We start from the raw sequence: 13877 nt of genomic DNA on the forward strand, positions 1-13877 counted from the left end.
AATCCCAAAGACAATCGAAAAGGAGCCACCATGTCAGAGACGATTTTCACCAAGATCATCAACCGGGAAATCCCCGCCGACATTCTCTACGAGGATGACCTTGCCCTGGCGTTCAGCGACATCAACCCTCAGGCGCCGGTGCATTTCCTGGTTATTCCGAAGAAGGCCATCGCCACGATCAACGACATTACCGAAGATGATCGAGAACTGGTGGGGCATCTGTATGTGGTGGCAGCGAAGATTGCCAAAGAGAAGGGATTTGCCGACGATGGCTATCGGGTTGTCATGAACTGCGGCGAAAATTCGGGGCAGACAGTGTTCCATATCCACCTGCACGTTCTTGCCGGCAAACCACTTGGCTGGCCGCCTTATACTGACAAAATGAAACAGGCCTGATTCTCTACCTTCTTTCTCCGGCACGCGGCTTAGGAGTGGGCAGCCGAGCCGGTAGTGCTGTTCGGGAGACGCTCAAGGCATCCATGCGCGCTTAGCTTTGGCCATCCATGGCCAAAGATACTCCCGAACAGCACTACCGGCCCGGCTGCACCCGGCCTGGTGCCAAGCCTTCCAGAGCATTGAGTCTGGGTTTGGGGAAACCAATGCCTTGGTCCGGCTGGCTGGTGTGCGGGTTGGCTTTACGGGACTATCTTTCGCCAGGGATGGCGAAAGCTAAGCGCCCACGGACGGCTTGAGCGTGTCCCGTAAAGCCAACCCGCATGCCAGCCCTCCACCAAAGCCCGCCCCCGCATGGGAACGGGATTGTGCAGATTTACCGGCCAACCACCTTCTCAGCCTCTTCCACGGGCGTATGGCGAACATCCTCGCCTTTGACCATGAAAATGACGTTCTCGGCAATGTTACAGGCGTGATCACCCACCCGCTCCAACGCACGAAGCACCCACATCACCGACATACACCGTGAAATATTGCGGGTATCTTCCATCATAAAGGTCAAGAGCGTACGGGCAGCAGCCTGATACTCCTCATCCACCCGCTTGTCTTCCTTCATCACCCGCAGCGCCTGCTCCGAATCCAACCGAGCAAACGCATCCAGCGCATCGTGCAGCATGCTCAACACATGGCTGGCAATATGGCGGATCTCGACATAGCCGCGGGGCGCCTGGCCTTCTTCGGACAGTTTGATAGCCATCTTGGCGATCTTCTTGGCCTCATCGCCAACCCGCTCCAGGTCCGCCACCATCTTGATCACCGCAATCACCAACCGCAAATCCCGAGCCGTGGGCTGGCGACGGGCGATGATCAACGTTGCCTCCTCGTCCAGGTCCACTTCCATTTGGTCGACCCTCTTGTCACCGGCACGCACGTCTTCGGCCTGGTGGCCGTCGCCATCTACCAGCGCCTGAACCGCACGCTCAACCTGGCTTTCCACCAGACCACCCATGTTAAGAAACTGGGTTTTCAGCTCGGTCAGCTCGTCATTGAACTTGTGGGAAATGTGATCCCCGTATACTTCGTCCTTTTTATTCGGCATATCTGATATCTCCAGTGTTCCCCGGTGCCCTTAACCAAAGCGGCCAGTAATGTAGGATTCCGTCAGCTCGTGCTCCGGCGAGGTGAATACCTTGTCAGTCTCGTTCACCTCCACCAGATGCCCCAGGTGGAAATACGCGGTGCGGTTGGAGACTCGTGCCGCTTGCTGCATGGAGTGCGTCACGATCACGATGGTGTAACTCTCCGACATCTCGGCAATCAGTTCTTCCACTTTCGCGGTGGCGATCGGGTCCAGGGCCGAGCATGGCTCGTCCATCAGGATCACTTCCGGACTAACAGCAATGGCACGGGCGATACACAGACGCTGCTGCTGGCCGCCGGACATACCGGTGGCCGTAGCATCCAGGCGATCTTTCACCTCATCCCAAAGACCGGCTTTGCGCAGGCTGTTTTCAACAATCTCATCAAGATCGGATTTACGGTTGGCAAGGCCATGAATTCGTGGGCCGTAGGCCACGTTGTCGTAGATCGACTTGGGGAACGGGTTCGGCTTCTGGAACACCATGCCCACCCGGGCTCTCAGCTCAACGACGTCCCGTTTCGGGTCATAGATATCGTGCTCGTCGATCATCAACTGACCTTTGACCCGGCAGATATCAATGCTGTCGTTCATCCGGTTCAGGCACCGCAGAAAGGTCGATTTGCCGCAGCCGGAAGGCCCGATAAAGGCAATGACTTCGTTACGGCCAATGTCCAGGCTGACGTTCTTTATAGCCCGATCCTGACCATAGAACACTTCTACATTACGCAGCTTGAACTTGGGATCATCAGACAGAGGACCCCCAACGGTCGTACCTTCTTCAATGACGGTTTCCGCTGGCCGCTCGTCTTTTACCGGGATAATAGTGTCTTCCGGCATATCCGCCCCACTCGTGATTGTCGGATTCATGGTATTCATTAGTACTCTCCTTACCACCGGCGCTCAAGGCGCTTGCGCAGCCAGATAGCCAATGCATTCATGCTGATCAGAAAGGTCAAAAGGACCATAATGCCTGCAGATGCCAGTTCAATGAATCCCTGCTCGGCACTGCTCGCCCAGAGATAGATCTGTACCGGCAATACGGTCGCAGCGCTGAAAAAACCATCCGGCACATCCACAATAAACGCCACCATACCAATCAATAGCAATGGAGCGGTTTCACCCAGAGCCTGAGCCATACCAATGATAGACCCTGTGAGCATGCCGGGCATCGCGAGTGGCAACACGTGATGCAAAACAACTTGCATTTTAGACGCACCGATCCCCTCTGCCGCTTCGCGAATTGACGGGGGAACGCTCTTAATTGCAGCGCGGCTGGATATGATAATGGTCGGCAAGGTCATCAGCGCCAACACCAGGCCACCAACCACGGGAACCGACCTGGGCATCCCGAAGGCATTGATAATGACCGCCAAACCGAGCAGGCCGAAAATAATTGACGGCACGGCGGCAAGGTTATTGATGTTTACCTCAATAAAGTCGGTGAATTTGTTTTGTGGGGCAAATTCCTCAAGATAGATTGCCGCCGCTACACCAACCGGGAAGGCAATCGCCAAGGTCACAATCAGTGTCAGCAAAGAACCCACTAGCGCACCCAAAATACCTGCATTGGACGGCTCTCGGGAATCCCCGCTGGTGAAGAATACGTTATTGAATTTGGTTTCAATGACGCCTTCCGCTACCAACTGATCTACCCACTGCTGCTGTTGCTCCGACAACCGGATACTGTATCTGGCGTTGTCTCTGTGCTTCACGTAGACCGACACTGCATCACTGGCCAGAAAGGTCAGGGTCTGGCTGGTGTTGAGCAACTCTGGCTGCGCTCGCAACAGGTCGCTGATGTCATTTCTCCCGTATGTACCCACGAGCCGGTGCAGTTGGCGAAGATCCCCAGATTCCGTAATCTCAGGCAGCTGTTTCCGTAAGGCGGCGATAATCGGAGCCGAAAAATCAGCCATTGCCCGCTGATTCGCATCGGTAGGATCGTCCAGGTACATGGAATCACCGTCCAGCATCACCTCCAGAGTGATGGTGGTCTTGATAAAACCGGTCCACCCCTTGCCGATGATGTCGGCGAACAGGATAACCAGAGCGCCCAGCGCAATCGAAATCGCGAGCACTCCATATGCCCGGAATCGCTTTTCTCTTCGGTAGCGTTTTTTAAGCGAGCGACGAACAATGTCCGCCTGAGAGCGTTGGTCAGTCATATTGTTCCCTATACTTGCGCACGATTTTCAGGGCGATCACGTTCAGCAACAGGGTCACTACAAACAGCAGCATACCCAGCGCGAAGGCGGACAGTGTTTTCGGACTGTCAAACTCCTGATCGCCTACCAGCAACGTGACGATCTGAACGGTTACGGTTGTCACGGTATCGAGCGGATTAAAGGTGAGGTTTGCAGCCAGGCCCGCCGCCATGACCACAATCATGGTTTCTCCGATCGCACGGGAAGCCGCCAACAGTATGCCGCCCATAATACCCGGCAGAGCTGCCGGAAAGATGACCTTTTTCATGGTTTCAGACTGAGTCGCACCCAGTGCGAGTGAACCGTCGCGCATAGTTTGCGGGACGGCATTGATCACATCGTCAGACAACGATGAGATAAACGGAATAATCATAATGCCCATGACCAGTCCAGCAGCCAGGGCACTTTGGGAGGAGGCCGTCAAACCAATCATTTCGGCAAACTCCCGAATGAAAGGAGCTACAGTCAGCGCGGCAAAAAAACCGTAAACAACGGTTGGGACACCCGCCAGCATTTCAAGTAACGGCTTCGCCACCGAACGAACCCGCTTGCTGGCATACTCTGACAGGTAGATTGCTGAAAGCAGGCCGGTTGGTACAGCCACCAGAAGCGCTATAGCTGAAATCAATAATGTACCGGTGAATAGGGGAACAACGCCAAAGGCGCCTTCAGCGCCCACCTGGTCTGCCCTCAATGCCATTTGCGGGCTCCAGCTGGTTCCAGTGATGAAGTCCCAGAACGGTATATGCTGGAAGAACCTGAAGGTCTCCATGATTACGGAAAAAACAATGCCCAACGTGGTCAGAATGGCAATTGCGGCACATACAAAGAAAATCCGCAGCAAGGTCTTCTCAACCTTTTCCCGCGCATTGACATGAGGGGCTACCCGAGTCCAGGCGAAACTGGCGCCGAGCACCGCAATCAGCAACACGAGTATCGTCATGAATGTTTTGCTTTGGGCGCGCAGCGACTCCAGAAGTTCGGCCGCCGCAACAACACCATCCGGAGCAAACTCGGGTGACAGCCTTCCGGATGCAATATTACTGATTTGCGATAACAGAAGACTTGCTCTTCCGGCGGAATCAGGTGCAAGCTCGGAAGGCAGAGAACTAATAACAATCGCCTGAATAACCTTAGCTTCGAAGCCAGCCCATGCCGCAAGCACCAGTAGTGCCGGAATGGCACACCATAAGGAGGCTCTTGCCGCGTAATAAAAGGGAAGCGATTTCAGGTTGCGAATGCCGCCGATAGGCTCCGCAACAGCCCGGGAACGCGAGTAGGCGAGCAAATAGGCCACCACGGCCAGCACCAACACCAAGGGCAACAAATTAGCAGTTTGCATAACGTTCTCTGCGTCGTGGCGTGAATAATGTCTGTTTCAGTCTGACATGCGAAACGCGAGCGCCTAGGCTCGCGTTTCTTTTACATCTCTGCAACTTATCTTGCTTAGAAATCAGCCGCAGTCATCGGAGTCAGTTCCTTGGCTCGCTTTGCTACTTCCATCCGGTCAGCGCGAGGCATCGGGATCAGACCAACGTCCACCATGTAACCGTTGTCGCCCCAAGCGCCTTCACTGGTAAACTCGGCGATGTATTCTTGGATACCAGGAACAACACCCACGTGCGCCTTCTTGACGTAAAAGAACAGTGACCGCGCTACCGGGTACTGATCGCTGCCGATGGTTTCCTGGGTCGGCTCTACACCGTCAACGGTAACGGCCTGAATAACGTTGCGATTCTCTGCAAGGAAGCTGTACCCAAAAATTCCATAAGTGCCAGTATCCCGGGACAGACGCTGAACAATCAGGTTATCGTTTTCACCGGCATCAATGAACGGGCCGTCTTCACGAATACTGCGACAGACCGCCCTGAAGTCATTTTTGCTCATGGCTTTGATGAACGGGTACTTCGAGCAGCCACCTTCCATGGCAATTTCAACGAAGGCATCACGAGTGCCGGAAGTGGGAGGCGGTCCCATCACCGAAATTGCCACATCTGGCAACTCAGAGCTGATATCACTCCACTTTTTGTAAGGGTTAGGAACCAGCTTTTCGGCGCCGCTGGGGTCAGGAACATCCTTCGCCAAAGCAAGGAAGACCTGCTCAAGGCTAAGATCAAGCTTTTCATTCTGCGCAGACTGGGCAATCACTATACCGTCGCTGCCGATACGCACCTCAACAATTTCCTCGACACCATTGGATTTGCAGAGGTCAAATTCACTCTTTTTAATCGGACGTGAGGAGTTGGTGATATCAGGATGCTGGGTGCCGATACCCTGGCAGAAAATGCTCAGGCCGCCACCAGAGCCGGTAGACTCCATGCGAGGGGTAGGAAAATCAGTGTTGCGACCAAAACGCTCGGCAACTACCGTAGCGAAAGGATACACCGTGGAGGAACCTACAATACTGATAGTATCGCGGGCCATGGCCGGGGTAGATACCGCCGCAATGCTGCCAGCCAGGGCAACAGAGGCAAGAGCTGCTTTCAGTTTCATCACGTTAAGTCTCCATTATCGGTGGACGTTGTGTATGGATCTGCTTTACCGATGAGTGCATCCTAAGGAGTGTCTGTGACAACTTTGTTACAGCATTTGAAATATAGACGTCATTGTTCAAATTTTCTTGCAGCACGCCGCCAGCCCGTTACCATGCAGGGAAAACAACTCATAAGTATCTACAGGCGACTCCCATGACTGCATACGATGACGACAAACCCAAACCCCGCGGGGAACTCACCCTGCAGGTGGTACCCCTGCCCTCAGACACCAATCCCAATGGCGATGTGTTCGCCGGATGGCTGGTCAAGCAGATGGACATAGCCGCCGCCACCATGGCCGGGCGTATTTCACAGGGCCGCAATGCCACCGTGGCCATGGACCGGATGGAATTTCTCTCACCCTTGCGGGTGGGCTCCCAGGTGGGCTGTTATTGCGAACTGGTGGATATCGGCCGCAGTTCCATGAAAATCAATGTAGAGGTGTGGACCCTCGACCGCACCTCGAAAAACCCGCGCAAGGTGACCGAAGGCCTGTTCGTGTACGTGGCCATAGATGAGCATGGTCGCATCCGGGAAGTACCGGACCAGAGCCACTGATGGCTCAGGGCCGGTATGCATCCCGGCCCTGGCTCCCTATAGGGACGACTGCCATCCGTGCAGCAGCCGGGCATAGTTCAATCGCTCCCAGGTGCCGGCGTCCGGCACATTATCCAGTGACAAGGCGCCACGGGCCTCCTGCAGGGATTGATAGCCTATGCTGGCCAGGCGCGTGGTGAGTTCACCCGCTAGCCGTTCAAAAGCGGCGGGCCCGTGTTGCAGAACCGTCGAAACCAGCTGTACCACCGTGGCACCAGAGAGGATCGCTTTTGCGGCATCGTCGCCAGTATGCACGCCGCCAGACGCTGCCATATCCAGGCCGGTGCGGTTATACAGCCTGGCCATGGCGTGCAGACGCAGTGGCAGCTCAGCACTGGTCGAAAGAACCACCTCGCGACTCAACGCCAGCTGTTCCAGGTCGATATCCGGCTGATAGAACCGATTGAAGAGCACCAGCCCCCTGGCCCCTGCCGCCTCAACGCCCGCTACAAACGCCGGCAATGCCGAGTAGAAAGGCGAGAGTTTAACGCTGACCGGCACCGACACCTGCTCTACGACCGAACGAATCACCGCCAGCTGGCGCTGTTCCAGGGTATCGGCGGTATCGCCGGCATCAGTGGCCAGGTCGTACAGGTTGAGCTCGATGGCATCGGCCCCGGCCTGCTCCAATTCCCTGGCGTGCTGAGTCCAGCCGCCGGGAGAAATGCCGTTGAGGGAGGCAATCACCGGCACCCCCAGCTCCGTTTTCAACTGTTGCAGCCGTTGCAGGTAACTGCCGGAGCCCATCTCGAAGATCTCGGATTCCGGGAAAAACGAGCGAGCCTCAGCATCCATATTGATTCGGGAATCGATAAACTTGTGCGCGGCCATCTGCTCCGCCACCAGCTGCTCCTCAAACAGCGAGTGCATCACCACCGCACCGGCGCCGGCCTGCACGCAGGCCTTGAGGGTATCCAGCTCATCGGTCAGCGGGCTGGCGCCCAGCACCAGGGGCGACTTCAACTCCAGGCCCAGCCAGCGGGTTATCAGGTCAGTCATGGCGCTCTCCATCCCCGGCGGTTTTTTCATTCACGGGATCATGGGGTTCAAAATGAATACCGGCCAGCTGCATATACAGCTCCCGCTGTTCTTTCGCGGCATCGCTGGCATTGGCCACCAGCAACTCGTAGCGCTGAGGGTCCCGCAGTTCCAGCATGCGGAAACGAGCCTCTTCCTGCATATAGGCTTTCATCGGCACCTTCTGGCGCACGGAATCCAGCTGCAATGGCGGCAGGCCTTCCTCAATCCGCCTTGGATCAAAGCGGTACAGTGGCCAGGCCCAGCTGTCCACCGCCCGCTTCTGCTGAGCCGGGGAGTGCACCAGGTCGTAGCCGTGGGCAATACAGGGGCTGTGGGCGATGATCAACGCCGGGCCGTCAAAGCTTTCGGCCTCCTGCAGGGCCTTGGTGGCCTGATTGCTGTGGGACTGAATGGCAATCTGGGCCACGTAAACATGGCCATAACTCATGGCCAGCAGCCCCAGGTCTTTCTTGCGGGTTTCCTTGCCCGCCGCCGCAAACTTGGCCACCGCCCCCATGGGCGTGGCCTTGGATTGCTGGCCACCGGTGTTGGAATAGACTTCGGTATCCAGTACCAGCAGCTTGATGTTCTGGCCCGAAGCCAGCGCATGGTCCAGCCCGCCGTAGCCGATGTCGTAGGCCCAGCCGTCGCCACCAATCACCCAGACGCTCTTGGGACAAAGTTCATCCGCCAAGTTATCCAGCTCCTGCGCTTCTGAGCCTTGTTGGCTTTCGAGCCAGTTACGCAGTTGGACGACGGCTGCGCGCCGGGCCGCCATGGCGCTCTCGTCGAGAGTGACACAGGGGCTGGTCAGGGCCTGGCAGAGTTCAACAGGGAGCGGCGCTTTCATATCTTCCAGCAACTGCCTGGCCCGGCCAGCCAGTTTGCCCAGGCCCATACGCATACCTAGGCCCAGCTCTGCGGCGTCCTCGAACAGCGAATTGTTCCAGGTGGGCCCCCGGCCATCGGCATTCACCGTGTAAGGGGTGGTCGGCAGGTTGCCGCCATAGATGGAGGAGCAGCCGGTGGCATTAGCAATCATCAGCCGGTCACCCAGCAACTGGGTGAGCAATCGGATGTAAGGGGTTTCACCGCAGCCGGCACAGGCCCCCGAATATTCGAACAGGGGGATCAAAAGCGGTAAGGATTTGAAGTCCCGGGGAATTCGGTCTCGGGGTACATCCGGCAGGTTTCGCAGGAAGGCCAGATTCGTGGCCTCATCATCCACATGTTCCCCAACGGGGCGCATGTTGATGGCCTTGCGCTTGGGCTGGGTGCGATCCTTCGCTGGGCAGACTTCCACGCACAAGCCGCAGCCAGTGCAGTCTTCCGGCGCCACCTGAACCCGGTAGTCCAGCCCTTCCAGCTCCGGCGTGTGGGTTTCCGGCACCGCAAGGAAGCTATCGGGAGCATCTTTAGCACTGTCCGGCTCGAATACCTTGCTGATAATGGCGGTATGCGGGCAAATCATGGTGCAGAAATTACACTGCACGCACAGGTCCGATTCCCAGATCGGAATCTCCTGGGCAATGGCGCGCTTCTCGTACTGGCTGGTGCCAGTGGGCCAGGTGCCATCCACCGGGAAGGCGCTGACCGGCAGTTTATCGCCCTGGCCATCCATCAGCAGCCGAGTAACTTTCTGCACGAAGTCCGGGGCATGCTCCGGCACTCTCGGGGGCCGGGTCCGGGTGGCGGTTACTGAACCGGGCACCGGCACTTCATGCAGGTTATCCAGGGCGGAATCCACCGCCTCCACATTGCGCCGCACCACCTCCGGCCCGCGCCGGCCCCAGGTATGGCGAATGGATTCCTTGATATGGGCAATGGCCTCGTCACGGGGCAGGATATCGGCCAGGGCAAAGAAGCACACCTGCATCACCGTGTTGATTCGCCGGTCCAGCCCGGCCTGTTCGGCCACGCTGGCGGCGTCGATCACGAACAATCTGGCTTTGCGCTCCACCAGCACCCGCTGGGCTTCCACCGACAATTGGTCCCAGGCCTGCTCTGCTGGCCAGGGCACATTCAAGAGCACCGTCGCCCCTGGCGCAGCGTGTTCCAGCACATCAAACTTCTCCAGAAACTGCGGCGCGTGCACCGCCACAAACTGGGCCTGACTAATCTGGTAACTGGAACGAATGGGATGCGGCCCGAAGCGCAGATGGGAGACGGTGGTGGCACCGGATTTCTTGGAATCGTAAACAAAGTGCCCCTGGGCGAACAGATCGGTGCCCTCGCCCAGAATCTTGATGCTGGCCTTGTTGCTGCTGACCGTGCCATCGGCACCAAGGCCAAAAAACAGCGCCCGCCGGGTTTCCGGCGATTCGATATCCAGCTCGCTGTCCACCTCCAGCGACAAATGGGTAACGTCATCCCGCACTCCCACGGTAAAGCGGGTTTTTGGTGCCGGCTCCTGCAGTTGCTCAAACACCGCGCAGACCATGGCCGGGGTGAACTCCCGGGAGGACAAGCCATAACGCCCGCCGATCACCCGGGGCAGATTGGGCCGATCGCCCCGGCTGAACGCTTCCATTAGCGCGCCACTGACTTCCAGCAGCAAGGGTTCACCCTGGGCGCCGGGTTCCTTGGTGCGGTCCAGCACGGCCAGATGTTGCACGGTATCCGGCAGCGCCTTCAGGAAGCGCTCGGTGGCGAACGGCCGGAACAGGCGCACTTTGAGCACACCCACTTTTTCACCTTTTGCCATCAGCCATTCCACGGTTTCATGGGCACATTCCGCCCCGGAACCCATCAGGATCAGCACCCGCTCGGCTTCCGGATGCCCAACGTAATCGAACAGCTTGTACCGCCGGCCGGTAATGTCGGCAAAGCGGGACATCACCGCTTCGAGATGATCCGGGAAGGCTTGATAAAACCGGTTGGCCGCTTCCCGGGACTGGAAAAAGGCGTCGGGATTCTGTGAGGTGCCTCGCAGCACCGGGTGGTCGGGCGTCATCCGGCGGTTACGATGTGCCCCGATGCCCTGATAAGGCACCAATGCTTTCAGTTCATCGTCGCTGAGCGGAACAATCTTGGCGATTTCATGGGAGGTACGAAAGCCGTCGAAAAAGTGCATCACCGGCACCCGGCTTTCCAGCGTAACTGCGTGACCAATCGCGGCCATGTCCTGGGCTTCCTGCACTGAACCCGAGGCCAGCAGGGCGAAGCCGGTACCCCGGGCACTCATGACATCGGAATGGTCACAGAAGATCGACAAGGCGTGAGTGGCCAGGCTGCGGGCGGCCACGTGCATGCAAAACGGCGTCAGCTCGCCAGCAATTTTATACAGGTTGGGCAACATCAGCAGCAGGCCCTGGGAGGCAGTGAACGTAGTCACCAGTGAGCCCGCCTGTAAGGCGCCGTGCATGGCGCCGGCCGCGCCGGCTTCGGACTGCATTTCCACCACACCCGGTACCTGGCCCCAAACGTTTGTTTTGCCCAGGGCCGCCCAGTCGTCGGCATGCTCCCCCATGACAGAGGCCGGAGTAATCGGATAGATGGCGATGGTTTCACTCAACCGATAGGCCACTGAGGCAACGGCTTCGTTGCCGTCGAGGGTGCGGAACTCCATGGATACCATCCTTGTTGAAACGGCGGGATAATATCCAGTCTAGGCAGGGCCTGTGAGGCCCGCAAGTTGGCGCCAGACCAACCTAACGGCCAGCAATCAGGTCATCCAGCAGGGCCTGGTAACGCCCCGCCAACCGAGACGCCCGCCAGGCATCAGGGGAAGTAGAAGCGGGTTTATCCACCATGATCTGTTCCAGGCAGTTAACCCCAGCCCTGGCTTCCTCTTCCGGGCTCGATTCATCACTCCGGTAACGGCAATGCTCGGGCACATACTCCCGGTACGCCAGCCGGTCCGGCACCAGGGCCACACAGCCCGACGCCATGGCTTCCAGCACCGCCAAGCCCTGGAAGTCGTGCAAAGCTGTGGACAAACCAACGTCTGCCTCGCGCAGCAACCGGTCGTACTCATCGCGACTGTCCATATAACCCCAGTGCTCGATGTAACCAGCAAATTGATGGTGGATCCGGTCAAATGCCTCCGGGTAACGGCGGAAGCCCTCACCCACCACACTCAAACGAAAGGGCATGGACCGGCCCGCCAGCGTCTGCAAAAACGTCAGCAAGCGATCCGGCCCCTTATCGTATTCCCAGCGATGGTTCCAGAGCAGGTGTGGGCACCGCCAGTTCAAGGCGCGCCCCTGGTCGACAAACAGGCGGTCTTCAATCGGCACCGGCAGCACCCGGGATTTCTCTGTTAAAGCCTGCACCACCCCCGGCGGCACCGCATCGGGCATTTTGTTCAGTAAGGCGTCAACGCCCCGCAAGAAACTGTCACGGTTCCAGGCGCTGTTGAACGCTACCGCGTCCGCCGCCAGCGCGCTGTATAGATTCACCATCTGCGGCTCCAGCCGACCCTGCTGCTGTTCGCTCACCGGAAAGGCAAACTGGTTTTCATGCATGTAGAGCAGGCACGGAGTGGTTGCCAGCTGGGGATGCAGACCCCGCAGGGTGGCCAGATCCACCATGGACGTGGCGACTATCAGGTCCCAGGGTTGTGACAGGCATGGCTCGGCCAGCCAGCTTACCGGGTTACCGCGAATGCGCCACTGGAAGAACCGGGGAGGAAGCGTCAGGGTCTGCCAGTGATAGTCGGGACACATCGCCACCAGCTGGTTCCGCCAGCGCTGGTGGCTGGCGGCGTCGTAGGCGGACAACAGAAGAATTCGCGGGGTCATGGCGATCCGTAACAGATGGGGCGGCTGAATCGGGCTATTGTATCAGGCTGGCGCCTTGCCTCGGCCCAGCGATAGCAATCCGAATACCGGCCCCGGCAGCAACAGCAGCGCCACCCACACCCCCCAGGGGCTCCAGAGCCCGCTGGTGATCCAGATAGCGGGCAGCGTCAGACCAAACCCGACGGCATTCATCACCGCCAGTGAGGAACCGACCGTTTCTTTCGGTGCGGTAGCCGCCGCCAGAGCCGAGAACTGGGGCGAATCCGCCACCACGGCAATGCCCCAGATCATCAGTAAAGCGATCAGCAGTATTGGCGACAGGCCGTGCAACCAGGGGTACAGCAGGCACAGCGCCCCGGAGACCATCAGCGCCCGCCGCGCCACCCACTCACTACCCCGGGTCCGACTAAGCCGGCCACCGCCAATGCAACCGGCCGCGCCGATACCGATCACCACGAACGATAGCCAGGGCACCAGCGCCTCACCCTGCCCCAGTCGGTTTAGTTCCCGGGCAATCAGTAACGGCACTAGGGTCCAGAACGCATAGAGCTCCCACATGTGGCCAAAGTAACCGCCGGCCACCGCCCGGAACCGGGGAATTCGCAGGGCTGCCAGGCCCTGAGTGATGGGCAGCCCGCCATTGGCTTTGGGCAGGTGCGGGCCATCACCGAGCAGGAACACCAGCAATCCACCCGCCAGCGCCAGAACCGACGCCGCCAGCAACGGCCACTCCCACGGCAGGCCCAGGGTTGCACCCCGCATTAAATGAGGCAGCGCAGTCCCCAGCGTGAGCATGCCCACCAACCACGCCAAAGCGGCGCCTGCGTGCTTGGGCGTCCAGGCAATGACCAACTTCATGCCCAGAGGGTAGATACCAGCCAGGCACAGGCCAGTGGCTAACCGCAACAGGCTATCCACCGGAAACACCCCCGCAACCAGGACAAAACCGGCATTGGCCAGGGCGCCCAGGACGCTGGAGACCAGAAAAATCCGACTGGCGCCAAAACGGTCGGCCAGCCCGGTAACCGCCAGGGTCAGCGTACCGACAATAAATCCGGCCTGAACCGACAGGGTAAGCCGCCCCAGATCCGATTCCGCCAGCCCCAGCTCACCAGCCAGGGATAACCAGACCCCATTGATACTGAACCAGAGGGACGTGCCAAACAGTTGTGCCAATACAATCACTGGCAGGGGATAACGTTGCAGTAGTCCGATCATCTTGTTGTCTTTATTGCGGGTGAAGCCC

General features: G+C 58.3%; 11 protein-coding genes. 2 read left to right on the forward strand and 9 right to left on the reverse strand.

Going from position 1 to position 13877, the window contains the following annotated elements; all coding sequences use genetic code 11:
• Positions 1 to 30: 30 nt before the first annotated feature.
• The gene (locus QUE75_RS18150; protein ID WP_061330868.1) at positions 31 to 396 is read left to right on the forward strand and encodes a histidine triad nucleotide-binding protein; all 366 of its coding nucleotides are present in this window, start codon (positions 31 to 33) and stop codon (positions 394 to 396) included.
• 373 nt (positions 397 to 769) lie between these two features.
• Here QUE75_RS18150 and phoU read toward each other — a convergent pair whose 3' ends face one another.
• The 5 genes from phoU to QUE75_RS18175 all read right to left on the reverse strand — a co-directional run bounded on the left by phoU (position 770) and on the right by QUE75_RS18175 (position 6231).
• The gene (phoU, locus tag QUE75_RS18155) at positions 770 to 1492 is read right to left on the reverse strand and encodes a phosphate signaling complex protein PhoU (protein WP_286252274.1); all 723 of its coding nucleotides are present in this window, start codon (positions 1490 to 1492) and stop codon (positions 770 to 772) included.
• A gap of 30 nt (positions 1493 to 1522) precedes the next feature.
• A complete protein-coding gene (gene pstB / locus QUE75_RS18160; protein ID WP_286252278.1) occupies positions 1523 to 2410 on the reverse strand; it encodes a phosphate ABC transporter ATP-binding protein PstB in 888 nt (295 codons plus the stop codon).
• Positions 2411 to 2421: 11 nt separating this feature from the next.
• Positions 2422 to 3699: a phosphate ABC transporter permease PstA gene (gene pstA, locus QUE75_RS18165; protein ID WP_286252280.1), complete on the reverse strand. Its 1278-nt coding sequence runs from the start codon at positions 3697 to 3699 to the stop codon at positions 2422 to 2424.
• Positions 3692 to 5080 carry a phosphate ABC transporter permease subunit PstC gene (gene pstC / locus QUE75_RS18170; RefSeq protein WP_286252281.1) on the reverse strand — a complete coding sequence of 463 codons (1389 nt, stop codon included), beginning with the start codon at positions 5078 to 5080 and terminating at the stop codon, positions 3692 to 3694. Before pstC ends, pstA begins: the two co-directional genes overlap by 8 nt.
• A 104-nt stretch (positions 5081 to 5184) precedes the next feature.
• On the reverse strand, positions 5185 to 6231 hold the full coding sequence (locus tag QUE75_RS18175; RefSeq protein ID WP_396631672.1) for a substrate-binding domain-containing protein: 1047 nt from the start codon (positions 6229 to 6231) through the stop codon (positions 5185 to 5187).
• Between the two features lie 194 nt (positions 6232 to 6425).
• On the opposite strand from QUE75_RS18175, the gene QUE75_RS18180 reads away from it, so the two are divergent.
• Positions 6426 to 6830, forward strand: coding sequence for an acyl-CoA thioesterase (locus QUE75_RS18180; RefSeq protein ID WP_061330874.1), 405 nt, complete (start codon positions 6426 to 6428; stop codon positions 6828 to 6830).
• Positions 6831 to 6866: 36 nt separating this feature from the next.
• Here QUE75_RS18180 and QUE75_RS18185 read toward each other — a convergent pair whose 3' ends face one another.
• The 4 genes from QUE75_RS18185 to QUE75_RS18200 all read right to left on the reverse strand — a co-directional run bounded on the left by QUE75_RS18185 (position 6867) and on the right by QUE75_RS18200 (position 13849).
• Positions 6867 to 7868 carry a dihydroorotate dehydrogenase-like protein gene (locus tag QUE75_RS18185; RefSeq protein ID WP_286252286.1) on the reverse strand — a complete coding sequence of 334 codons (1002 nt, stop codon included), beginning with the start codon at positions 7866 to 7868 and terminating at the stop codon, positions 6867 to 6869.
• Positions 7861 to 11457, reverse strand: coding sequence for a pyruvate:ferredoxin (flavodoxin) oxidoreductase (gene nifJ, locus QUE75_RS18190; RefSeq protein ID WP_286252288.1), 3597 nt, complete (start codon positions 11455 to 11457; stop codon positions 7861 to 7863). The genes QUE75_RS18185 and nifJ overlap by 8 nt, the downstream gene beginning before the upstream one ends.
• 82 nt (positions 11458 to 11539) lie before the next feature.
• On the reverse strand, positions 11540 to 12631 hold the full coding sequence (locus QUE75_RS18195) for a tRNA-queuosine alpha-mannosyltransferase domain-containing protein (protein ID WP_230712823.1): 1092 nt from the start codon (positions 12629 to 12631) through the stop codon (positions 11540 to 11542).
• A gap of 42 nt (positions 12632 to 12673) precedes the next feature.
• Positions 12674 to 13849 (reverse strand): MFS transporter, encoded by a 1176-nt coding sequence (locus QUE75_RS18200; protein WP_286252290.1) that lies wholly within the window; start codon positions 13847 to 13849, stop codon positions 12674 to 12676.
• Between the last annotated feature and the right edge of the window lie 28 nt (positions 13850 to 13877).

Origin of the sequence: Marinobacter shengliensis (genome assembly GCF_030297115.1) — a bacterium.
In the GTDB taxonomy this organism is placed as follows: Bacteria; Pseudomonadota; Gammaproteobacteria; order Pseudomonadales; family Oleiphilaceae; genus Marinobacter; species Marinobacter shengliensis.

Bases quoted from the DNA above. Each gene is read 5' to 3' on its own strand.
- QUE75_RS18185 (WP_286252286.1), bottom strand. From the start codon at position 7,868: ATGACTGACCTGATAACCCGCTGGCTGGGCCTGGAGTTGAAGTCGCCC.
- pstC (WP_286252281.1), bottom strand. From the start codon at position 5,080: ATGCAAACTGCTAATTTGTTGCCCTTGGTGTTGGTGCTGGCCGTGGTG.
- nifJ (WP_286252288.1), bottom strand. From the start codon at position 11,457: ATGGAGTTCCGCACCCTCGACGGCAACGAAGCCGTTGCCTCAGTGGCC.
- phoU (WP_286252274.1), bottom strand. From the start codon at position 1,492: ATGCCGAATAAAAAGGACGAAGTATACGGGGATCACATTTCCCACAAG.
- QUE75_RS18150 (WP_061330868.1), top strand. From the start codon at position 31: ATGTCAGAGACGATTTTCACCAAGATCATCAACCGGGAAATCCCCGCC.
- pstA (WP_286252280.1), bottom strand. From the start codon at position 3,699: ATGACTGACCAACGCTCTCAGGCGGACATTGTTCGTCGCTCGCTTAAA.
- QUE75_RS18180 (WP_061330874.1), top strand. From the start codon at position 6,426: ATGACTGCATACGATGACGACAAACCCAAACCCCGCGGGGAACTCACC.
- QUE75_RS18195 (WP_230712823.1), bottom strand. From the start codon at position 12,631: ATGACCCCGCGAATTCTTCTGTTGTCCGCCTACGACGCCGCCAGCCAC.
- pstB (WP_286252278.1), bottom strand. From the start codon at position 2,410: ATGAATACCATGAATCCGACAATCACGAGTGGGGCGGATATGCCGGAA.
- QUE75_RS18200 (WP_286252290.1), bottom strand. From the start codon at position 13,849: ATGATCGGACTACTGCAACGTTATCCCCTGCCAGTGATTGTATTGGCA.
- QUE75_RS18175 (WP_396631672.1), bottom strand. From the start codon at position 6,231: ATGAAACTGAAAGCAGCTCTTGCCTCTGTTGCCCTGGCTGGCAGCATT.